At 61.8% G+C, this 20,477-nt stretch carries 20 protein-coding genes; 10 read left to right on the forward strand and 10 right to left on the reverse strand.

The window, feature by feature from the left end; genetic code table 11:
* The first annotated feature begins 3 nt into the window (after positions 1-3).
* Both D0N36_RS16060 and D0N36_RS16065 read left to right on the forward strand, forming a co-directional pair.
* Entirely contained in the window at positions 4-579 is a 576-nt protein-coding gene (locus tag D0N36_RS16060) for a hypothetical protein (protein WP_147320945.1), read from the forward strand.
* A gap of 248 nt (positions 580-827) precedes the next feature.
* Entirely contained in the window at positions 828-1,379 is a 552-nt protein-coding gene (locus D0N36_RS16065; RefSeq protein ID WP_116942854.1) for an RBBP9/YdeN family alpha/beta hydrolase, read from the forward strand.
* A gap of 77 nt (positions 1,380-1,456) precedes the next feature.
* Here the strand turns inward: D0N36_RS16065 and D0N36_RS16070 are convergent, their stop codons facing one another.
* Positions 1,457-4,555, reverse strand: a complete 3,099-nt coding sequence (locus tag D0N36_RS16070; RefSeq protein WP_147320946.1) for a T9SS-dependent choice-of-anchor J family protein — start codon at positions 4,553-4,555, stop codon at positions 1,457-1,459.
* Between the two features lie 202 nt (positions 4,556-4,757).
* Positions 4,758-5,783, reverse strand: coding sequence for an alkane 1-monooxygenase (locus D0N36_RS16075; RefSeq protein WP_116942856.1), 1,026 nt, complete (start codon positions 5,781-5,783; stop codon positions 4,758-4,760).
* Between the two features lie 99 nt (positions 5,784-5,882).
* On the opposite strand from D0N36_RS16075, the gene D0N36_RS16080 reads away from it, so the two are divergent.
* The 3 genes from D0N36_RS16080 to D0N36_RS16090 all read left to right on the forward strand — a co-directional run bounded on the left by D0N36_RS16080 (position 5,883) and on the right by D0N36_RS16090 (position 10,057).
* Positions 5,883-6,794: a LysR family transcriptional regulator gene (locus tag D0N36_RS16080; RefSeq protein ID WP_116942857.1), complete on the forward strand. Its 912-nt coding sequence runs from the start codon at positions 5,883-5,885 to the stop codon at positions 6,792-6,794.
* Positions 6,795-7,031: 237 nt separating this feature from the next.
* Positions 7,032-8,234, forward strand: coding sequence for a threonine synthase (locus D0N36_RS16085; RefSeq protein WP_116942858.1), 1,203 nt, complete (start codon positions 7,032-7,034; stop codon positions 8,232-8,234).
* A 437-nt stretch (positions 8,235-8,671) separates the two neighbouring features.
* Positions 8,672-10,057 carry an ammonium transporter gene (locus tag D0N36_RS16090; protein WP_116942859.1) on the forward strand — a complete coding sequence of 462 codons (1,386 nt, stop codon included), beginning with the start codon at positions 8,672-8,674 and terminating at the stop codon, positions 10,055-10,057.
* Positions 10,058-10,161: 104 nt separating this feature from the next.
* Here D0N36_RS16090 and D0N36_RS16095 read toward each other — a convergent pair whose 3' ends face one another.
* From D0N36_RS16095 to D0N36_RS16110, 4 genes are all read right to left on the reverse strand, one after another.
* Positions 10,162-10,425, reverse strand: a complete 264-nt coding sequence (locus tag D0N36_RS16095; RefSeq protein WP_190242721.1) for a DUF167 domain-containing protein — start codon at positions 10,423-10,425, stop codon at positions 10,162-10,164.
* A 9-nt stretch (positions 10,426-10,434) separates the two neighbouring features.
* Positions 10,435-10,635 (reverse strand): hypothetical protein, encoded by a 201-nt coding sequence (locus D0N36_RS16100; RefSeq protein ID WP_116942861.1) that lies wholly within the window; start codon positions 10,633-10,635, stop codon positions 10,435-10,437.
* A 107-nt stretch (positions 10,636-10,742) separates the two neighbouring features.
* A complete protein-coding gene (locus D0N36_RS16105) occupies positions 10,743-11,453 on the reverse strand; it encodes an endonuclease III domain-containing protein (protein WP_242478956.1) in 711 nt (236 codons plus the stop codon).
* A 240-nt stretch (positions 11,454-11,693) separates the two neighbouring features.
* Complete coding sequence (locus D0N36_RS16110) at positions 11,694-12,581, reverse strand: hypothetical protein (protein WP_147320947.1); 888 nt, start codon at positions 12,579-12,581, stop codon at positions 11,694-11,696.
* Positions 12,582-12,859: 278 nt separating this feature from the next.
* On the opposite strand from D0N36_RS16110, the gene D0N36_RS16115 reads away from it, so the two are divergent.
* A complete protein-coding gene (locus D0N36_RS16115; RefSeq protein ID WP_116942864.1) occupies positions 12,860-13,669 on the forward strand; it encodes a TrmH family RNA methyltransferase in 810 nt (269 codons plus the stop codon).
* Between the two features lie 4 nt (positions 13,670-13,673).
* On the opposite strand, the gene D0N36_RS16120 is transcribed toward D0N36_RS16115, so the two are convergent.
* Positions 13,674-14,339: a DoxX family membrane protein gene (locus D0N36_RS16120; RefSeq protein ID WP_116942865.1), complete on the reverse strand. Its 666-nt coding sequence runs from the start codon at positions 14,337-14,339 to the stop codon at positions 13,674-13,676.
* A gap of 112 nt (positions 14,340-14,451) precedes the next feature.
* Between D0N36_RS16120 and D0N36_RS16125 the strand changes: the two genes are divergently transcribed.
* Complete coding sequence (locus tag D0N36_RS16125) at positions 14,452-14,757, forward strand: acylphosphatase (RefSeq protein WP_317191495.1); 306 nt, start codon at positions 14,452-14,454, stop codon at positions 14,755-14,757.
* Positions 14,758-14,767: 10 nt separating this feature from the next.
* Here the strand turns inward: D0N36_RS16125 and D0N36_RS16130 are convergent, their stop codons facing one another.
* The 3 genes from D0N36_RS16130 to typA all read right to left on the reverse strand — a co-directional run bounded on the left by D0N36_RS16130 (position 14,768) and on the right by typA (position 18,188).
* Positions 14,768-15,514, reverse strand: coding sequence for a YqjF family protein (locus D0N36_RS16130; protein ID WP_199798361.1), 747 nt, complete (start codon positions 15,512-15,514; stop codon positions 14,768-14,770).
* A 228-nt stretch (positions 15,515-15,742) separates the two neighbouring features.
* Positions 15,743-16,255, reverse strand: coding sequence for a DUF6630 family protein (locus D0N36_RS16135; RefSeq protein WP_116942867.1), 513 nt, complete (start codon positions 16,253-16,255; stop codon positions 15,743-15,745).
* A 124-nt stretch (positions 16,256-16,379) separates the two neighbouring features.
* Complete coding sequence (typA, locus tag D0N36_RS16140; protein WP_116942868.1) at positions 16,380-18,188, reverse strand: translational GTPase TypA; 1,809 nt, start codon at positions 18,186-18,188, stop codon at positions 16,380-16,382.
* A 241-nt stretch (positions 18,189-18,429) separates the two neighbouring features.
* On the opposite strand from typA, the gene msrB reads away from it, so the two are divergent.
* The 3 genes from msrB to D0N36_RS16155 all read left to right on the forward strand — a co-directional run bounded on the left by msrB (position 18,430) and on the right by D0N36_RS16155 (position 20,417).
* A complete protein-coding gene (msrB, locus tag D0N36_RS16145; protein WP_116942869.1) occupies positions 18,430-19,002 on the forward strand; it encodes a peptide-methionine (R)-S-oxide reductase MsrB in 573 nt (190 codons plus the stop codon).
* A 196-nt stretch (positions 19,003-19,198) separates the two neighbouring features.
* Positions 19,199-19,984, forward strand: coding sequence for a DUF3050 domain-containing protein (locus tag D0N36_RS16150; protein ID WP_116942870.1), 786 nt, complete (start codon positions 19,199-19,201; stop codon positions 19,982-19,984).
* Positions 19,985-20,072: 88 nt separating this feature from the next.
* A complete protein-coding gene (locus D0N36_RS16155) occupies positions 20,073-20,417 on the forward strand; it encodes a hypothetical protein (protein WP_116942871.1) in 345 nt (114 codons plus the stop codon).
* The last annotated feature ends 60 nt before the right edge of the window (positions 20,418-20,477 follow it).

The following is a 20,477-nucleotide window of genomic DNA, read 5'->3' on the forward strand; positions in this document are numbered from 1 at the left end:
TCTATGCTACCGAAATTCACCGCTTTCGACTCACGTAACAATGAATCTGTTTACGATTATGGGAATATTTACCAGCTAGAGGAAACGGAGAAATTTACCCGGTTGAAGATCGGAGCAAGCGTTAACCAGATGCAGTTGATGTTGGAGTTGAGTTCTTGTTTGGATGCTCCTTACTTCTGTTTGTATGTGCTAGTGACACCTCGTGACGGCAGCTTTGAGGCAGGGCGATACCAGTCTCCGCCCATCGAAAACCGCGAAGTGCTGGTTAATTTCTTGTTGAAGTTCAAGGAACCCTTGGAAACAGATGGGAGGCATCACATCTGGATAGGTAATGCCGATAATGAGGGCTTAATTATTTATGATAAGCACAATGTTATTTATGCTTACGGCCCCATTGATAAATATCTGTCCATTCTGCACGCTTATGGACGCGAACAGGAAGTATTTGATATCCCATATCCCCACGGGCATTTTTTCCAAAGCGAAAACGATGAGGCTCTCAGAAATCTATTGACATACTGGGACTGGCATCACTTTCCCCTTGTAGAAAACGAGGACGAAGAATACGCTGAGGAATAGTCCTAACACCCCCGTAAAGACCTTTATCTCCAGCCTCAGCAACGTATGGCAGTCAATTCCGCCCGGCTCGAAGTACTCGTCGCGCACCTTATAGTAGCCGGCTTCGAGCACGTAGGTCACCACGATTTGCTCGCCCGGAAACACAATCCACTTTTGGTCGGGTCAAGCTGGGAAATGTTGGTGATAACGGGCATGGCGGCGAACAGAAGAGCCATAGTAAAATTACGCGGGTGACGTACATTCGGGCCATGCAAGCCGTTACCATCCTCACTGTTCCCGGCCTGGGCAGCTCTGGCCCGGCGCACTGGCAAACCCATTGGGAGCAGAACTATGGCTGCCGGCGCGTGGAGCAGCGCGACTGGCAGCACCCCGTTTGCACCGACTGGGTGGCCGCCCTCGATGCGGCCGTTTCTGCCGCGCCGGGGCCAGTAGTGCTGGTGGCCCACAGCCTGGCCTGTGCCACGGTGGCCCACTGGGCCGCCACGACCACCCGCCCCCTGGCCGGGGCCCTGCTCGTCGGCCCCGCCGACGTAGATCGGCGGGAACAGCTGCCCGAAGTGCGCGGATTCGCGCGCATGCCGCTGGCGCGGCTGCCGTTTGCTAGCATCGTGGTGGCCAGCGAAAACGACGAGTACGTGACCCTGGACCGCGCCCAGGAGTTTGCCGCCGCCTGGGGCAGCCGTCTGGTGAACGTAGGGGCGCTGGGTCACCTCAACTCCGCCTCGGAACTTGGGTTGTGGCCGGTCGGCTGGGCGCTGGTGCAGGAACTGGCCCTCGGCGCGGCCACTGAAGCTAGCTAAAGACGAAACTTCCACTCAACCAAAAGCGCCCCGACCAACCGGCCGGGGCGCTTTCTATACCTACACCGCTGAAGGTTTTACAGCTTCTGCAAGCGGCTCACGTAGGCCTGCTTGGCACCTATTACGCGCACCACGTACAGGCCGTTGCTCAGGCTCGACACATGCTGGCCGAGCTGCTTGTTTAGCTGCTCGGCCGAGCCGGTGCCTTCCAGCACGAGACGGCCGGTGGTGGTGTACACGCTCAGGTGCAGGTTCTGGCCGGTTTCGGGCACCTCAAACCGGATGCTGCTGCTGGTTGGGTTCGGGTACAGGTTCAGCGGGCCGGTAGCAGTGGCGGTTTGGGTGGCCAGCGGCGTCTGTGTCAGCGAGAAGCGCGTGAACACCGGGTAATGGTCGGTAGTAGTGGTGGCGTAGTTGGCTACGCCGGCGGCCAAATCGGTGCGGATGGCGGCCGAGCCGTTGATGTAATACGACGCCATCTGCCTGGTGGCTAATACATTGTCAATCACCGTCCCGAAGCCTACCGTCGATTGGGCGCCGGCCCGGGCCAGCGGCAGCGTGAGGGCCACGTAGTTGGGGTCGGCCACGAAGGCGTTGTACGACGATACGGCCGGCGTAACGCCCGTGGCAATGGTGCCTTCGAGTACGTCGTTGAAGTCGCCGAGCACCAGCGTATTGGAGCCGGGGTAGCTGGTGTCGAGCAGGTTTTTTAGTTGTTCGACCCCGGCTTTGCGGCGGGCATAATCGTTGGCCGAGCTGGCCGCGAAATTCGCCTTGGCGTGGATATTCACGAAGTTAACGCGCCGTGTGACGCCGTCGAGCGTGACGTCGGCGGCCATCAGGTAGGGGAAGCGGCCCGACGACCAGGCATTGAAGGCGGGGCAGTTTTGTGCCTCCGTGCAACGTAGCAAGCCCTCGAACTTCACGGGCCGTACGACATCCTTGCGGTAGATGAAGGTCAGCTTCTGGGTGGAGGCGTAGTCGGGGTCGTTGGCGTCGTCGCCGCGGGAGCCGAAATCAGAAGTTTTGTAGGCGTAGGACACGCCAAGCTGGGTCGAGAGCGTGGCAGTCAGGTTGCGCAGGCGCACCGTGTCCACCACTTCCTGCAGCACGTACACGTCAGCGGCCAGCGCTTTGAGTACGCTCGTTACGTTGGTCTGCTGCAGTTCCACGTCCGTGGGTCCCTGGCCCGCAACCGTCGAGCCGAACCATTCGATATTCCAGTTAACTATTTCCAGCGTTTTGGCCGCGTCGTAGGTGTTGCCGCTCAGGCTGAGCGTCGGTGTAGTTACGCCGGCCGTGGTAACGCTGGTCGTGGCGGCGTAGTCGGCCGCGGCCCGCGTGGGCAGGAAGCGTACCCGGATGGGTAGCTGCCGGTTGCTGGCCTCGGCCTGGGTGTAGGTGAGGGTGGGGCTGAACACGAGGCTGTCTTTCGAGAGCTGGAACGCGGCGTTGGGCGACGTTACGGTTAGCGGGCCGGTCAGGTTGGTCGTCGTCAGCACGATGTTCCGGTAGGCCGGCGTGTTCACCGGCTGGTAGCCGAAATCCAGGTTCTGGCTGCTCAGGCGCACGGTGGGCGGCGAGGGCGCGGCCGAATTGGTCAGCACTACATCGTCCACGCTCCAGCGGGCGGCGGCGTTGGTGGTCGAGTTGTACACGAAGGCCACGTACACGCCGCTCTGCTTGTAGGCGCTCAGGTCGAGGTAGTCATACTGCCACCGGTTCGAGTTCTGGGCGGGGAAGTCGGCGCTCAAATCGGTCCAGGTTACGCCACTGGCGTTGGGGTTGCCGGTGCCGGAGTAGGTGGTGGAAACCAGCAGGCGCAGGACCGGGCCATTGAAGGCCGTGCGGGACCAGTACGAGAATAGCGGAAATGTGGTGCTGGTCAGGTTCAGGGCGGGCGAGATAAGCCAGTCCTCGTTGGCCACGTTGCCGCCGCCGGCGAAGCCGTTCATCTGCACGGCATTCGGGTAAGGAGCCGTGCTGCTTGGGTCGGTGGGGTTGCGCCCGAAGGTGGTGCAGGCCCAGGTCTGGGCGCCCGCCACGCTGTACTGCACCCAGCCGTCGGCCAAGGCAGTGGGGCTGGTGCAGGCATTGAAATCATACACGGTCTGGGTCGGGTCGTTGCCAGCCCCGCGGAGCGCCACGGTACGGCTGGTAGCGCCGGTGCTAAATGCGGTGGCCACGCCGCTAACCGGGCCGCTCGCCTGGCCCAAGGTGGTGGGCGTAAAGCGCACGTACACCAGTTGGGGCTGGGCCAGCTCGGCTACCGAGTACACTGCGGTGGTGTCAAAGTCCGTCCCGTTCTTCGAAACGGCGAAGGGCGCCGCCGTGCGCACCCTGGTATCGCCCGTCAGTCTGGTGCCCGTCAGGGTGAAGGTGCGCGGGGCCGAGGGCTGGTTGATGGTTTGCTTGCCGAAATCGAGCGTCGCCGGGGCCACGGCCAGTGTGGGCACGTTGGAGTTGGCGTTCCAGCTCAGCGCGAAGTCGTCGATGGCCGAGCTGGGGCGGCTGCCCGGGCCCGTAGTGGGCGTGGGGGCCACAATCCGAATCCAGACCGGGCCTTCCTTGTTGTCGAGGGCTCCGCCGAAGCCAATCTTGATGGGGGCGTTGGCGAAAAACGGGCCGGTAGCAGCCGTGGAGCCAACCTGCGTGAAGGCCGTGGGCGTGGCCCCGAGGCCGTACTCCACCTGCCAGGTAGCGGTGCGCCCCACCGTGCTGTCGAGAGACTGCAGCCGGAAGTTCAGCTCGAAATCGGTTTTGCCGGTGGTGTTGGCCACCTGAAACACAAAGGCCGGCCCGGCCCCGGTGGGCGGGGTAGCGGTGCTGGTGCCGTCGCCGAAACTGCCGGTCTGGCGCACGCCCAGGGCCCGGTTGGTAGCTGCCGCCTGGTCGGCCGACGAAGTAGCGCGATTGAGGCCGGTGGCCGAAGCGAAGTTTTTGAACGCGCCGCCCGAATTGCCCCAGGCGGTAGGAGCCGTAGTAAGCAGGGCCGGCGTGCCTATCCGGTTGGGCGCGGCGTTGGTATAAATGCTGAAGCCGGCCGGTAAGCCGCTGGCCAGCCCGTCGAAAGTTTCGATGTAGGGGCTGCTCGTGAGCGTAACCTGGGCCCGGACTTCCAACGAGGCTACGGTTAGCAGGCAGGCCCAGCTTAACAGGAGAAAACGTTTCATCATAGAAGAGAAATTAAAAAGGCGGACAAAACAAGCGGCTCAGATTGAGCCGCTTGCGTCCGGCAAAACAGCTGTCAAAAATACCCCGAAAATGCCTTTAATGCAGCAAACGCCTGATTTATTAACATGCGATTTTCCATCGGCTGTGCCAACCAACAGATCAGAATGGCCCCGCGCATCTCTTCGCCCACCTCCGCCGGAAACGCTACTGAACAGCGGGCACCCGCCGGTTCATCACCTTAAACCAGAGTGGGGGCACGGCGGCCAGCAGCATCATGCCGGGGTAGCCGGTGGGCATTTGGGGCGAGGCCGGCTGGTGGCGCAGGGTGTGGTAGGGCCGCGAGGCCAGGTAGTGGTGGTCGGAGTGGCGGGTAAGCTCGTAAAGCAGGATGCGGCCCACGGCGTGCTCCGAGTTCCAGGAGTGCTGGGGCTGAACCCGTTCGTAGCCGCCGCCGGCCGTGCGTTGGCGCAGCAGGCCATAATGTTCCACGTAGTTCACCAGCTGAAACAGCGCCGCGCCCGCCCAGGCCAGCAGCCCGATCCATCCAAATACCAGCGTCACTATAGCAACAGCCCCCAATTGCACCGCCATAAACCGCAGCAGCTGATTCTGCCCGCTCCAGGCCGGCACCTCCAGCCGCCGCAGCCGCTCGGCCTCCAGATGCCAGGCTGAGCGAAACTCTCCACCCAAAGCCCGCGGTAAAAACTGCCAGAAGGGCTCGTTGAAGCGCGAGGTGGCCGGGTCGAGGGGCGTGGCTACATGGCGGTGGTGGCCCCGGTTGTGCTCAATGAAAAAGTGTAGGTACAAAGCGCTGCCCAGTAGCACCTGGGCCAGCCGCTGCTCGTAGCCGCGGCTCCGGTGCCCCAGCTCGTGGGCTACATTTATGCCCAGCGAGCCGCCGCAAATGCCCATGCTCAGCACCAGCCCCGTCGTTTCCGCGCCCGTCAGCGGCACCTGCGTCAGCACCACCAGGTACCAGACCAGCAGGCCCACGTGCAGCGGCACGCACAAATACAGCAGCCAGTCGAAAAACGGGTGGTGCGCAGCCCCGGCCGTAGCGGGCTCGTTGCTGACGACGTTGCGCGGCGGCCACGCCAGCTCCAGCAGCGGCACCAACCCAAACACGAACAGCGGCGTGAGCCAGGCCCAGGGCCCCCGCCAGACCAGGCCCACGGCCACGCAGGCCGGCACGAGGTAGGCACTCAGGTAACGAAGGTCGGTGGGGCGCATAAGTAGAAGTGTTTGGAAGGCAGAAGGTAAGCAGAAATCCGGGCCGCGGCAACGGTGGGCCGCCGTCCGGCCGCGAAACCGCCGTAATTTGCGGCGGCCATGCTCTCCCAAGCCCACGAAGTATTTCTCGAAGTTGCCCGCCAGCTCAGCTTTACCAAGGCGGGGCAGACGCTGTTTCTGAGCCAGTCGGCGGTGAGCAAGCGGGTGCGGGCGCTGGAGGAGCACTATAAAACGGGTCTGTTCGAGCGGCTGGGCAACAGCGTGCAGCTCACGCCGGCCGGCGAGCTGCTCTACCAGAAGCTGCTGCTGGCCCGTCAGCTCCAGCACGAGCTGCACCTCGAATTTGCGGCCCTCAGCCCCGCCTTCTCGCCCCCGCTCGACATGGTGATTGGGGCCAGCACCACCATTTCGCTCTACGTGATTCCGCCGGTGCTTTCGGCCTACCTGGGCCAGTTCCCCAACACCCGGCTCACGCTCAAAAACCGCAACTCCGAAAACATCCTCAAAGCCCTGCTCGACCACGAAATCGACCTGGGTATCATCGAGGGTATCCACCGGGTCAGCAACGTCACCTACACGCCCCTGCTCACCGACGAGGTAATAGCGGTGTGCTCGGGCCGCAACCCGCTGCTGCGCCAACCCCTGCTGGCCGCCGACCTGCTCCGCACCCCCGTAGCCCTGCGCGAAACTGGCTCGGGTACGCTGGCCGTGCTCGAAGAGGCCCTGGCCGCTAAGGGCATCCGGCTCGCCGATTTGCCGGTGAAAGTGCGCCTGGGCGGCACCGAGGCCCTCAAAAACTTCGTCCGCGTGGATACCTGCCTGGCCTTCCTGCCCCGCCAGGCCGTCACGAAGGAGCTGGCCGCCGGCGAGCTGGTAGAGGTGCCAATTCTGGATCTGAACCTGGTGCGCCACTTCGAGTTCGTGCAGCGCAAAGGCACCGAAAACAACCTTCCCTACAAGGCTTTCGTGCAGTTTGCAAAACGGTATTATGGGGCAGAGGGACCGAAATAAAATGAACGTCATACTGAGCGTAGCCAGAGGCGAAGTCGAAGCATCTCTACCGCAGTGCTATTCCTGCTATTGGGTTTACCACTGCGGTAAAGATGCTTCGACTCGCCTCTGGCTACGCGGACGCCAGATGAAGCATTACACGGTTCTAACCACTATTCCCAAATGGCATAGCCTATTCCAAGTAGCCATTTGTTTTCGGCATAGACGACGGGGAATTTTGCGTTCAACTCCCTGCTTATGAACCCGACCCTCGAATCCATCACCTGCCTGCACGAGCTGGAATGCTCCGTTTGCGGCCAACCCCATTCCGCGCACCAGCTACAGCTCGTGTCCAAGTGCCACCAGATGCCGCTGGTAGCCTCCTACCACCTGTCGCCACAGCTTACCCCGGCCGCTGGTATCAACCAAGCCGATTCGTCTATGTGGCGCTACCGGGCCCTGCTGCCGCTATTCGACGACAAAAACAAGGTGAGCCTGGGCGAAGGCCTGACACCGCTGCTGCACCTGCCCACCCTCGGCGGCCGCTACGAGCTGGGTAGCCTGCTGCTTAAAGATGAAGGCCAGAACCCCACCGGCTCGTTCAAGGCCCGGGGCCTGAGCATGGCTGTTTCCAAGGCCAAGGAGCTGGGCGCGACCGGCTGCATCATCCCGACGGCCGGCAACGCGGGCGTGGCCCTGGCCGCCTACTGCGCCCGGGCGGGCCTGCGGGCGGTGGTGGCCATGCCGCGTCACACGCCCAAGGCCTTCAAGGAGGAGTGCTATTGGTACGGGGCCGAAGTGCAGCTCATCGACGGCCTCATCAACGACTGCGCCGCCTGGGTGCGCCAGCACAACGCCAACGGGCAGCTGCTCGACGTGTCGACCCTGAAAGAGCCTTACCGCCTCGAAGGCAAGAAAACGATGGGCTATGAGCTGGCCGAAGAGCTCAACTGGCAGCTGCCCGACGTGCTGCTCTACCCGGCTGGCGGCGGCACCGGCCTCATTGGTATCTGGAAGGCCTTCCGGGAAATGCAACAATTGGGCTGGCTGGCGCCCGACGCGAAACTACCCCGCATGGTAGCCGTGCAGGCCGACGCCTGCCAGCCGCTGGTAGCCACCTACACGGGCCAGCAGGCCAATTGCCACGCCTACGTCGGCCGCCCCTCCATTGCCAACGGCCTGGCCGTGCCCCACCCGATGGGCGAGCAGATGATGCTGCGCGTGCTGGCCGAATCCAACGGTACGGCCCTGAGCATCACCGACGAGGAAATGATGGAAGGCATGCGTGAGCTGGCCCGCCACGAGGGCCTGTTTGTGGCGCCCGAGGGCGGGGCCGTCTGGATGGCCGCCCGCAAGTTGCTGGCCTCCGGTTGGATTGCCCCCGGCGAGCAGATTCTGCTGCTCAACACCGGCTCGGCCCAGAAGTATATGGACAACGTGGAAGGCCGCTGGGAGAAGTAAGGGGTAATAACCTGGCGCGTGCGTGAGCCAGTTGCGTGATAACAACCGGGTTTGCCCAGACGCCGGGTTGTTCATTACCTCCGCCTCATAGGCCTTGTCCGAGCCTGCCGGACAAGGCCCGTTGCTCTTGTGCGCATTCTCCACGTTTGGTCCACCGATTTTTTTGTTGGTTTGGTTGGCTACGCTGGTCATCGGTTCGCTCGGTCTGGCTGCTGCCGGGCCGGCGCCGGGCTTCCGTTGCCAAAAAAGTGTTTGTCCGACTCTCGCTCTTATTTCAATAGCAGATATATCGCACCCTTCTAAATAAGGCTATAAAACGGCTATTGATGTGCTTTTATAGACAAGTAGCCCTGTTATATGAAGAGCAATTCTGATAAAAGAAGAATATTTCAGTAATTATACCCTGTGAAATAGGGTCACGAACTGAAATACTTGTTATGAGAAACCAGACTGCTTCCTCCCGGCCAAGCCGCACTCTTCTACTGCTGCTGGTGCTTGTGGCACTGGCCCTTGTAGCGGCTTTCGTGCGGGTGCCGCACCCGGCGGCGGCCCCCGGCGCGCTCAACGGGGCCGATATTGCCTGGATGCTCACGGCCTCGGCCCTGGTGCTGCTGATGACGCCGGGGCTGTCGTTTTTCTATGGCGGTATGGTGCGCCCCAAAAACGTTATCAGCACTATGCTCCAGAGTTTCGTGGCGCTGGGCGTGGTGTCGGTGCTGTTCTACTTTGTGGGCTTCTCGCTGTGCTACGGCACTTCTTGGCACGGGCTGATTGGTAACCCGCTCACGTTTGCCCTGCTGCGCGACGTAGGCACGGCCCCCAACCCGGTTTTCGCGGCCGGTATTCCATTCGTGCTCTTCTTCGCCTTCCAGCTCAAGTTCGCCATCATTACGCCGGCCCTGATAACCGGCTCGTTTGCCGAGCGAGTACGCTTCAAGGGCTATCTGGCGTTTATGGTGCTGTTCAGCCTGCTGATTTACTGCCCCCTGGCGCACTGGACCTGGCATCCGGAGGGTTTTTTGCGGCAGTGGGGAGTGCTCGATTTCGCGGGCGGCACGGTGGTGCATATTTCGGCCGGCGTGGCGGCACTGGCCGGGGCTCTGGTGTTGGGCCAACGCTCGGCCAGCCTGCGGACCTCCTCGTTTTCGACGCCCAACGTGCCCTACGTATTGCTGGGTACGGGTTTGCTGTGGTTTGGCTGGTTCGGGTTTAATGCCGGTTCGGCGCTGGGGGCCAATGAGTTGGCGGCTCTCTCGTTTGTGAATACCAACCTGGCTTCGGCCGCTGCCCTGCTGGCCTGGGTGCTGGTGGAAGTGGTGCGCGGGGGGAAGCCTACCGCCGTGGGTGCCTGCACCGGGGCCGTGGTGGGCCTGGTGGCCATTACGCCCGCCGCCGGCTACGTCGATTATGGCCAGAGCATCCTGTTCGGGGTACTGGCCGCTCTCATCAGCCACGCCGCGGTGCATTGGAAAAACGCCCGCACCACCATCGACGATACGCTCGACGTGTTTCCCTGCCACGGCCTGGGTGGCATCGTGGGCATGTTGCTTACGGGCATCTTCGCCGATAAAGTGGGCCTCATCCACGGTTCGGCCACTACGTTCGGCTACCACGTGCTGGGTTTGGTTATCGTGGTAGGCTACTCCTTCGGCGGCTCCTGGCTGCTGCTCAAGCTCACCGACCGGCTCGTGGGCCTGCGCGTAAAACTGCCCGAGGAAGAGCTGGGCCTCGACCTAAGCCAGCACGAGGAATCCACCTACCACATCGACGAGGAATTCGAGCGCACCTATCGCCGCGCCGCGCAGGAGAAGGTTGTGAATTAAAAGACGGTACAACGTGGGGAGCGAGGCTTGCCTTCGCCTACCGGCGAACAATAACGTCTAGCCTTTCAGTGGCGGGCGGGGTCAAGCCCCGCACATTACGCCAGTCAGCTTACAAGCCCCGCTAGCACATCCCGAAACTCCTCATTGGTAACGCCCCCGATTTCAACTTTTTTGAAGGGAGTAGTATGGCCGCTGAGCAGCGTGAGGCTGGATTTGCTTACGCCGAATACTTCCGCCAAATAAGCCAGCAGGCAGGCATTGGCCTTGCCGTCCTGGGCCGGGGCGTGCAGCCGCACGGTTATGGTGCCGTCGGCCGCTACTGCCAGTTGGTTATGGCGGGCGTTGGGCCTGGCTTTGAGATGCAGCACCGGCAAGGCTCAGGCGGGCGAATTGTAGGCATCGTACACGTTCCAGGCCCAGATTAGAAAGGGCACGATGATAGTCCAGACCAGAAAAAAACTGATGGTGCCGCCAACGGCCCAGATCAGAAAGGCCTTCAGAAACTGTCCCTTGATAAGCTGGCCCAAGCCGGGCACGAAGATGGAAACCAGGGCGGGCAGGCCGTACGTCTGTTTCATAGTAAGCAGGTAAGGATGTGAGGTGGTAATAGGGGAAAGGTGATGAGGCAGTAAACACGGAAGGGAAAGCAATATGCGGGAAATCAGCAGGCTTTCTTAGGATCTGCTCAAACTTGCACTCCACCACCACTCACCCGGGCCTGCCCGAAGGGGCAGCGTTCCAGCAAGGTGCAGCGGCCACAGGCGGGGGTGTGGAAGTAGCAGCATTTCTGGCCGTGGAACATGAGCACCTCATGGTGGTCGTACACCTGCTGGGCGTCCCAGTCGGGCGGCAACAGGGCAGCCAGCTGCTTGTGGGCCGCTGCCTCGCCCACCTTGGGACCGATGAGGCCCAGGCGCTGGGCCACGCGGTGGTGGTGGCTATCGACGGGCATAGCCGGGCGGCGCAGGGTGCTGAACAGCAGCACGGCGGCGCTGGTTTTGGGCCCCACGCCGGGCAGTTGCTCCAGCCACGCCCGCGCCTCCGGAATGGACAAATCGGCCAGAAACTCCAGGTCGCAGGGGCCGCCGGCGCAGCGCTGACCCACTTCGCGCAGAATCTGCTGGAGCCGCGGTGCCTTCTGCTCGGGCCAGGTACAGGGGCTGATGGCGGCCTCTACTTCAGCGGTGGGCGCGTCGCGCACTTCATCCCAGGTCGGGAAGCGGGCCCGCAACTGCTGGTAGGCCCGGTGCGAATCCTGGTTGCGGGTGCGGTGGGAGAGCAGCGAGCTGATCAGTTCACTGAGTGGGTCTTTGGTAGCAAAAAAGGCCACCGGGCAGCCGTATTCGGTGCAGAGCTTGGCGTGCGTCCACAAGGCCAGCTCCTGGCGCTCAGGCAAAGTGGGTTCAGTGGCAGAAGCAGGAGAAGTTTTCACCCGCTTGCCTACGTAGGCTTGCGTTGTCAGTTGCCAGTGAAAGGAACGTCATGCTGAGCCAGGGTCGGAGCGCAGTCGAAGTGTTTCTACCTCAATGCTAATTCTGTCGACTACAACAAAGCGGTAGATATGCTTCGACTCCGCTCCGACCCTGGCTCTATGCGCCACATGCTCAGCATGACGTTCCTTTCACTGGCAACTAATCTACTGGCCGGTGTTGTACAAAAGCAAGGCCTGCTTGACGTTGTTCTGCGACTTGCCACCGATGGCCAGCGGTACAATGGCCAGCGGAATGGCCGCATACATCAGCGGCGACACCGAGAAGCCGTTGCTGCCGCCCAGGCTTGAGAGTACGCCCGCCAGCAGTAGGCCGCCCGCGCCCACGTAACTGAGCGTTGTCAGGGTCTGGTAGCGGCGGGCACTGGCCAGCAGCTGCTGGGATCCGGCGTTGTCGGTTGTGGCCAACTGCAGGTTACGGATGCTCAAATCCTCAATCGGGCCGTTGTCTTTGCTGAAATACTCGTTGCGCACCGTGCGGTAACCGCCAAAACCGCCGTAGCCGTAGGGGTTGTACCCGTAAGGACTGTAGCCGCCGGGACCTATCCCGTTGTTCGAGTACTGCTGTTGCGTGATGGAGTACAGGCTGATGCGGCCCACCCGGTCGCGACGCAGCGTGCTTTCGCGCTTGCTGCGGCCGGGGAGGGTAGTGCGCACATAAAACCCGCTTTGGTCTTCGTAGTAGCGTACGTCGTTGAGGTCGAGCTTCTGCTGGCCATCAACCAGCAGAAAGGTGCGCCCGAACACCGGGCTGCGTACTTCCACATCGTAGCCGCGTAGCACCTGGCCCGATTTCAGCCCTACGCTGTAGCTGGTGGTGTTGGCGGGCGGCAGTGGAGCCTGGCGCGGGTAGGGGGCCGGCGCAACGGGGGCCGGCGCAACGGGGGCCGGCGCCAGAACTGGCGGGGTTGCGGGGCGGGTGGTATCGGGTAGGGTAGGGGCGGGCGCCGTGCTCAGCTCGCGGGGTGTTTGCTGGGCCAGCGCCGGTTGTGCAAAGGCGCTCAGCGCCAACAGAGGAAGAAATCGAAGCAGCATAAAGGCAAATAACGTAGAAAGCCCGAAAATACGGATAGTACGCCGTACCATCCGCCCGGCAAGACCGCCTACCAATCATCGGCCCCGGGTGCCGGGTAACCCGCCATATTCATGCCGGGTTACCCGCACCCGCTAAACTGTTTGGCCTGCCTCTGCTGGCTGAACTGCTTGGCCTGCTCCTGTCGGCTGATCGGGCAGCCTCTGGGCAGCGGCCCCGACGGTCGTGCTGCCTATCTTTGGCGCCGTCCGGCGCATTCTGCCGCCTGCTTTATCTGCTTATGTTTGCTTCCGACGCCATTACCTCGCCCCAGAACCCGCGCATCAAAAACCTGCTGCGGCTCCAGCAAAAATCGGCTGAGCGCCGCAGTCAGGGCCTCACCATCATCGAGGGGCTGCGCGAGCTCACCATTGCCCGGGCCAATGGGGTAGCGGTGCCCACCGTGTTTGTGTGCGCCGAGCTGGCCGGCCCAACTCACGAGGCCGAACTACAGGCCCTGTTTGCCGGTTCCGACACCGAGTGGGTATCCGTGTCGAAGGCTGTATTTGGGAAAGTGGCCTACCGCGAAGGCTCCGACGGCGTGCTGGCCCTGGCCCGCCCGCCCCACCACACCCTCGAAAGCCTCGTATTGCCCGAAAATCCGCTGCTGCTGGTACTCGAAGCCGTAGAGAAGCCCGGCAACCTCGGAGCCATCCTGCGCACCGCCGACGCGGCCCGGGCCACGGCCGTCATCGTCTGCGACCCGCGCACCGACCTGTTCAATCCCAATGCTATCCGCAGCAGCATTGGCTGTTCGTTCACGGTGCCTACCGTGGCCACTTCGCGCCCCCAGCTGCTGGCCTGGTGCGCCGCCCACGGTATCCGCACCTACGCCGCCGCCCTCACCGAGCTGGCCGTGCCTTACACCAGCTGCGACTTCCGTGGCCCCACGGCCCTGGTAATGGGCACCGAAGCCGACGGCCTCACCCCCGAACTCATGCAGGCCTGCGACCAGACCATCATCATCCCCATGCAGGGCTACATCGATTCGCTCAACGTAAGCACTGCCACGGCCATTCTCACGTTTGAAGCCGTGCGCCAGCGGATGTAGCCACTTACGGCTGGCTGCGTCGCCCGCTCCACCAGGTAGCACCGAGCAGCAGCACACCTCCGAGCGCCATTACGCGCACCATAACGGCCAGCGAAACGGGGTAGAGCAACGCGCCGCTCAGCGTTATGCCAAGGGCCAGCCACCAGAGGCTTTCGGGGCCCAGGCCGGCCGTGCGGAGCGGCAAAGCGCGCAGCTCGCTGGCGTTTTCGGGTGGATAGAACAGGAACTTGAGCCGCGGAAAATCGTGGAGCAGCAGCCCGATAGTAAGAACCAGAAACCCAGTAACGAGGCAGGGAGTGCCCGTCCAATGCTGCGACCAGGTGAGGAAGATGATGTTGAGCCACATGGGCACCAGCAGTACCGCCCCCAGCAGCGCAAACCGGCCCGTAAGCAGCAGCAGGCCAATCAGCAGCTGGGCCACGCCAATAAACTGAGCGAACAGCTCCAGCTGGTGCTGGGCCAGGAAAGCGTGGTCCATCGGCGGGCCCATCAGGCCGGGCAGGTGGTTGTCGGAGAGCTTGTAGAGGCCGCCGCCGAGCATAAGCGCGCCCAGCAGCAGGCGGCTGCCCCATACGTACAGCTTGCGCAGCCAGCCTCCAAAGTGCAAAGCCACTGCCGTGGCCAGAATGGGCACCAGTATCGTCGCCAGACAGAGGTAAGTAGGGTTCATGGGAGGCAAGTTATTTGCGGCCGCGTAACTCCGGCGGATTATTCCACGTCCGGTAGTCAGGCCGGGCACAACAGGCCGTATAACTATATCAATCAAGCTGCCCCGATTGCCCTTGATTTATAATTACCGCAAAGAAAACATGATTGCCGAACACCGTACTTTCCTCGTCCACGGCCGCGTGCAGGGCGTGTTCTTCCGCCAGAGCACCCAGCAGCAAGCTCGTCAGCTCGGCCTCGGCGGCTACGCCCGCAACAACCCCGACGGCACCGTAACCATCGAAGCCGAAGGGGCCGCCGAGGCCCTGGCCGCACTCGAAAGCTGGTGCCGGCAGGGTGGCCCGGTGGCGGCGCGGGTAGATAGCGTGGAGGTAACGGCCGGCCCGGTGCGGGGCTACGAGAAGTTCGAGGTACGTCGCTAAGCCGGCCGTTTTACACCCGCCGCAGGCTCTGCACGGTTACATCGAGCGGCTCGGCAGCATAGAGCAGGGGCGGGCCGACGGGTGTAGGGAGGCCGTGGCTTTCCAGCAGCGTCGAGTCCCATTGCTGCAAAGTGGCCTCGTGCAGCTGCCAGGGCTGGTGCCAGAGCTGCCCGCGCCACAGGTGAGGCCCGTGCTGACCGGCGCGCACATCGGGGCCGGCGGTGTAGAGGCAGTAGCGTTCGGTAAGAAAATGCGCCAGCGTGCCCGGCCGGGCCAGGGGCAGGGCCGCGCCCGGCGTCCAGGCGGCGGCGAAAGTGGCGGGCGCAGTACCCCGGTGAGTACGCTCCGCCACGGCCCGGAACTGGCCGCTGGTTTCCGTCAGGCGCATGCGGGCGTGCAGGTAGGGCAGGTGAAACAGGGTGCGGGCCGCCCATACGCCCAGCGGCTGAGTGGCATCGAGCGAGAGAAACCACACGCCCGCCACCCCGTCGAGGCGGGCGTAGGTGCGCACGTTCAACTCGTGCAGCGCGCTCAAGCCGGGCACAGCCGGCAGCCCCAGCGGCCGGATGCGGCTCATGGTAAACGGCACCACACCCAGCCAGGCCTGCTCCTCAAACAAGTCCAGCTCCAGCCGGGCGGGCAGGTAAGGCCGCAGAATTTCGGGTGCTACCGGCCAGTGGGCAAACAGCAGGTTGCTCCAGCGCTGCCGCATCAGCGGCGGGCGGCGGGTAGTAGCAGTTGGAGTAGAAGCAGGCACGCGGCAGGAAGCAAAGTGGGTAATCGATAGCGAAGAAACCGGAGCAGCACCGAACAGTTACAGCACTTTGCTACTACCTGCTTTGACGGCCTTCGAATCGTTCAGGGCGCCTGCCTCTACGTGCGCTGCCGCAGCTGCCCGAAACGATGCCGTAATCCTGCTACTCCGGGCTCCCGACTGCTCTGTGCAATTTCGTGGTGGATTGTCTGCCGATTCATGGTGCCTAGGTTACCACTGATGCAGCTTAAACCCTAATTGTTGTGCCCGCGTCGTCAGGCCTTCTGCCTGCTCCTGGGCTACCACGCTCAACGGATATGAGTCGCCGTCGAGGTTGAACATGACCAGGGCCAGCTCGCGCGGTTCCAGCGCATCCTGCACGAGGTCCAGCTGTTCGGGGCCGAGTTCTTCATCGGTGCCCAGGTCCGGCACTTCCGCCAGTAGTGGCCGTCCTTGCCGGGTCAACACGTCGTTCAGGCTGCTTAGCATATCACCAGCAGTTTCTTTCCAATCGCACTCCACAGCCAGGTCTTCGGCCATCAACCCATCAATCAGGGCAATGTCGCGCAGCTCCTGGGGCGCTATTTCGCTTTCTATCCCGCGTTCAGCCAGCTCCTCTGCAAAGTGCGTCGCATATCCCGCTGCATCAGTCAGCGCCAGGTTGAGCCGGACTGCCAGCCGTTGCGTCGCCGCCGTGTCGCCTAGGGTAAATATGTCGAGAAAGGCCAGGAGTTCAGGATGCATGCCTGTGGGTAGAAGTGGTTGGAAAACGAAGCCGTTGTTTATAAAAGTAGTTAAGCTCGGGCAGACACAAAAAAGGGGGGCAGCCATCGGCCGCACCCCTTTTTTTAAATCAGCTGACTAACAACTAGTCGATTTTCTTGGCCGAACGAAGACGCTCGTTTTCGTCGAGCAGAATCTTACGCATCCGGATCGACTTAGGCGTCACCTCCAGGTACTCATCCTTCTGGATGTATTCCATGGCCTCTTCTAGCGAGAACTGACGCTTAGGAACAATCTTAGCGTTGTCGTCGGTGCCCGAAGCACGCATGTTGGTGAGTTTCTTGCCCTTCTGGATGTTGATGGTCAGGTCGTTGGGGCGGGTGTGCTCGCCGATTACCTGGCCAGAGTACACTTCCTCTCCCGGATCAACGAAGAACTCGCCGCGGTCCTGCATCTTATCGATGGTGTAGGCCGTGCCGGCACCCGTATCCATCGAAATCAGCGAACCAGCAATACGGCCCGGAATTACACCCTTGTGCGGCTCGTAAGAGGCAAAACGGTGGTTCATGATGGCCTCACCAGCGGTGGCGGTCAGCACGTTGTTACGCAGGCCAATCAGGCCGCGGGCCGGAATGTTGAACTCCAGGTGCTGCAGGTCACCCTTCGGCTCCATGATGGTCAACTCGCCCTTGCGCATCGTCACCAGCTCAATCACCTTACCGGCAGTTTCCTCCGGTACGTCTACCACCAGGTGCTCGATAGGCTCGAGGCGGTGGCCGTTGTCGTCTTCCTGGAACAACACCTGGGGCTGGCCCACCTGCAGTTCGAAGCCTTCGCGGCGCATGGTTTCAATCAGGACCGACAAGTGAAGAATACCGCGGCCGTACACTAGGAACGTGTCCTCCTTATCGGTTTCTTTTACCCGCAGGGCGAGGTTTTTCTCGGTTTCCTTGAACAGCCGGTCACGCAGGTGGCGCGAGGTCACAAACTTGCCTTCCTTACCGAAGAAGGGCGAGTTGTTGATGGTGAAGAGCATGTTCATGGTCGGCTCGTCGATGCTGATAACCGACAGGCCCTCGGGGTTGTCGGCGTCGGCCAGCGTATCGCCGATGTCGAAGCCTTCGATGCCCGTTACGGCGCAGATTTCGCCCGAGCTAACCTCAGATACTTTCGTGCGGCCGAGGCCTTCAAACACCTGCAGCTCCTTGATTTTAACCTTCTTGATGGTGCCGTCGCGCTTCACCAGGCTCATGTTGGCGCCTTCTTTTAGCGTACCACGATGCACGCGGCCGATGGCGATACGACCCACGAACGACGAGTAGTCGAGTGAGGTGATCTGCATCTGGGGCGTGCCGTCCAGGGTAGGCGCGGGCGGGATGGAAGCCACTACGGCGTCGAGCAACGGGATGATGCTGTCGGTTTTCACCTTCCAGTCGGTGCTCATCCAGCCCTGCTTCGACGAGCCGTACAGCGTTACGAAGTCCAGCTGATCTTCGCTGGCGCCGAGGTTGAACATGAGGTCGAAAACCTGCTCGTGCACCTCGTCGGGCCGGCAGTTCTCCTTGTCTACTTTGTTGACAACCACGATGGGCTTCAGGCCCAGGTCGATGGCTTTGCCCAGCACGAAGCGGGTCTGGGGCATGGCGCCTTCGAAAGCATCGACGAGCAGCAGCACGCCGTCAGCCATCTTGAGCACCCGCTCCACCTCGCCGCCGAAGTCGGCGTGACCGGGGGTGTCGATGATGTTGATCTTAACGTCTTTGTACCGAACCGATACGTTTTTCGAGACGATGGTAATACCTCGCTCGCGCTCCAGGTCGTTGTTGTCGAGGATGAGGTCGTCGAATTGCTGGTGTTCGTCGAACAGCTTCGAGGCGTGGATAATCTTGTCCACGAGCGTGGTTTTGCCGTGGTCAACGTGCGCAATGATGGCGATATTCCGAATGTTCTGCATACAGGGGTTTTTGCGGGTGCAAATGTACGTAATAATGAGCGTAAATTTTGTCGGCCTACTAATTGCCAGCGAGCTAGGAAATTGTTCCGGCTGCTTCAGCCAACTCATTGACCCGCTGCCAGTCGCGCAAATAGGCCCTCAAGCCGCTTCAAGCCCCCAACCGAACTCTACCCGGCCCACGTATGTTGTTCAGCTGTCGGATTTCAGGTCCGGCATTGCCTCACAGAAAAAAATTTACTCCATGCGCTCTTCTTTGCTGATTCTGCTGCTTTCGGCGGCCACTTTTAACACCGCCTGCTCCCAGGTTAGCTCCCGCGACACCAAGATGGATGCCGCCGACTCGCCCCGCGGGACGACGACTGCTTCGGCCGCGGGCAAGGAGTATCCTAAGCCCCAACCTGTAACGGGCAAGCCCGGCGAATTTCCGGTGCAGAAAACCGATGCCGAGTGGAAAAAGCAGCTCACGGCCGAGCAGTATTTCATCCTGCGTGAGCACGGCACCGAAAAGCCTTTCGCCAACCCCTTCAACGACAACCATGAGAAGGGCAACTATTACTGCGCCGCCGACGGTAACCTGCTGTTCTCTTCGGAAGCTAAGTTTGAGTCGGGCACCGGCTGGCCCAGCTTCTGGGCCCCAGCGGCCAATAGTAGCCTCAAGGTGGTCGTCGATAACAGCTACGGCATGAGCCGCGACGGGCTGTTGTGCGCCAAGTGCGGCGGCCATCTGGGCCACGTCTTCAACGACGGCCCCAAGCCCACCGGCCTGCGTTACTGCATGGATTCGTACGGCATGACGTTCAAGAAAGCCGAATAAGGTGCCAGTGGTCAGTTGCTAGTGGTCAGCACCGCGTATTATTCTGACAACTGAACTACCATTGTTAAATGCCCACTGGCAATCCGAGCCAGTGGGCCATTTCGTTTGTTATAACCCCGTAGCGCCCCGGCCAGGCGTGTTTGCCCTTTTTTCATTCTTCAACTGCCGCTTGCGGTTGAAAGCTCGTCGCTGGTTTATGTCAACTCACATCCAAGTTCAAACCGATCCGATTACTGACCTGCAAACTGCGCTGGCCCCGGCCCGCGCGCAGCTAGTGGCCCACGGCATATACCAGTCGCTGCATTCGCTGGCCGATTTGCGCACGTTTATGGAGCACCACGTCTTTGCCGTTTGGGACTTTATGTCGTTGCTGAAGGCTCTGCAGCGGGAGCTAACCTGCGTGGAGCTGCCTTGGGTGCCACGCGGCAACCCCGCCACCCGCCGCCTCATCAACGACATCGTGCTGGAAGAAGAAACCGACCTCGACCCTGAGGGCCGGCCTACCAGTCACTTCGAACTGTATCTGCGGGCCATGCGCGAGTGCGGGGCCGATACGGAGCCCGTAGAGCGGCTGCTGGCGGCGGTGGCCGGCGGCGCGTCGGTGGCCGAGGCGCTGGCCGCGGCCGAGGCGCCGGCTTCGGTGCACGAGTTCGTGCTCGGTACTTTCCGCCTCATCGAGGCGGGGCAGCCTCACGCGACGGCGGCGGCCTTCACATTCGGGCGCGAAGACGTGATACCCGACATGTTCCGCCACCTCGTGCACGATTTGCGCCAGCGTTTCCCCGGTCAGCTCGACACGTTCACCTATTACCTCGACCGCCACATTCAGCTCGATGAGGAGGTCCATACGCCGCTGGCCCAACAGATGGTGCGCGACCTGTGCGCCGATTCGGCCCAACGCTGGGCCGAGGCCGAGGCAACGGCCGTGAGTTGCATGAGCGCCCGCGTAACCTTGTGGGACGGAATTAGGGCCGCGCTGTAAAAAGGTACTGGCGGAGCCAACTTCGCTTCCGTCCGGTCGTTAGAAAAAGAGCTGACCTATTCCTGGGCAGCTTTTTTTCCGTTGCGTCATGAATACCGTCGTCATATTTCGCCTTTTACTGCCCGCTGCGCTGCTACTTGGCGGCTGCACAACCTCTCAGGAGACGGCTAATGAGGAAGCCAGCGTGCGGCGCGTACCGAGCCGCATTCTCACCGATGCCGACCGGCAGGCGGCCTATAACAGCAACGCCGGCTACGGCGGAGCCACGCCCGATGCCACACCCGGCCGGGTCCGGCCCGGCGAGCAGGCCAGTGGCATCAACTCGCAGAAAAACCCCGAAAGCCTCAACACCGACAACAACAATACGGCTACGCCCGAAACCCGCCTGCGCCGCGTAAAAGGGACCCCCGCCGATACGTTGCGGCTGCCTTAAACGCCCACCTTCCGCTGAAAAGCCTAACGGCCCGTTGCTACGTAGCAAGGGCGTTAGGCT

Origin of the sequence: Hymenobacter lapidiphilus (genome assembly GCF_003417065.2) — a bacterium.
GTDB lineage: Bacteria > Bacteroidota > Bacteroidia > Cytophagales > Hymenobacteraceae > Hymenobacter.

Excerpts from the sequence above, each read along its gene's own strand:
- D0N36_RS16060 (WP_147320945.1), top strand. The coding sequence starts at position 4 with ATGCTACCGAAATTCACCGCTTTCGACTCACGTAACAATGAATCTGTT.
- D0N36_RS16065 (WP_116942854.1), top strand. The coding sequence starts at position 828 with ATGCAAGCCGTTACCATCCTCACTGTTCCCGGCCTGGGCAGCTCTGGC.
- D0N36_RS16070 (WP_147320946.1), bottom strand. The coding sequence starts at position 4,555 with ATGATGAAACGTTTTCTCCTGTTAAGCTGGGCCTGCCTGCTAACCGTA.
- D0N36_RS16075 (WP_116942856.1), bottom strand. The coding sequence starts at position 5,783 with ATGCGCCCCACCGACCTTCGTTACCTGAGTGCCTACCTCGTGCCGGCC.
- D0N36_RS16080 (WP_116942857.1), top strand. The coding sequence starts at position 5,883 with ATGCTCTCCCAAGCCCACGAAGTATTTCTCGAAGTTGCCCGCCAGCTC.
- D0N36_RS16085 (WP_116942858.1), top strand. The coding sequence starts at position 7,032 with ATGAACCCGACCCTCGAATCCATCACCTGCCTGCACGAGCTGGAATGC.
- D0N36_RS16090 (WP_116942859.1), top strand. The coding sequence starts at position 8,672 with ATGAGAAACCAGACTGCTTCCTCCCGGCCAAGCCGCACTCTTCTACTG.
- D0N36_RS16100 (WP_116942861.1), bottom strand. The coding sequence starts at position 10,635 with ATGAAACAGACGTACGGCCTGCCCGCCCTGGTTTCCATCTTCGTGCCC.
- D0N36_RS16110 (WP_147320947.1), bottom strand. The coding sequence starts at position 12,581 with ATGCTGCTTCGATTTCTTCCTCTGTTGGCGCTGAGCGCCTTTGCACAA.
- D0N36_RS16115 (WP_116942864.1), top strand. The coding sequence starts at position 12,860 with ATGTTTGCTTCCGACGCCATTACCTCGCCCCAGAACCCGCGCATCAAA.
- D0N36_RS16120 (WP_116942865.1), bottom strand. The coding sequence starts at position 14,339 with ATGAACCCTACTTACCTCTGTCTGGCGACGATACTGGTGCCCATTCTG.
- D0N36_RS16135 (WP_116942867.1), bottom strand. The coding sequence starts at position 16,255 with ATGCATCCTGAACTCCTGGCCTTTCTCGACATATTTACCCTAGGCGAC.
- typA (WP_116942868.1), bottom strand. The coding sequence starts at position 18,188 with ATGCAGAACATTCGGAATATCGCCATCATTGCGCACGTTGACCACGGC.
- msrB (WP_116942869.1), top strand. The coding sequence starts at position 18,430 with ATGCGCTCTTCTTTGCTGATTCTGCTGCTTTCGGCGGCCACTTTTAAC.
- D0N36_RS16150 (WP_116942870.1), top strand. The coding sequence starts at position 19,199 with ATGTCAACTCACATCCAAGTTCAAACCGATCCGATTACTGACCTGCAA.
- D0N36_RS16155 (WP_116942871.1), top strand. The coding sequence starts at position 20,073 with ATGAATACCGTCGTCATATTTCGCCTTTTACTGCCCGCTGCGCTGCTA.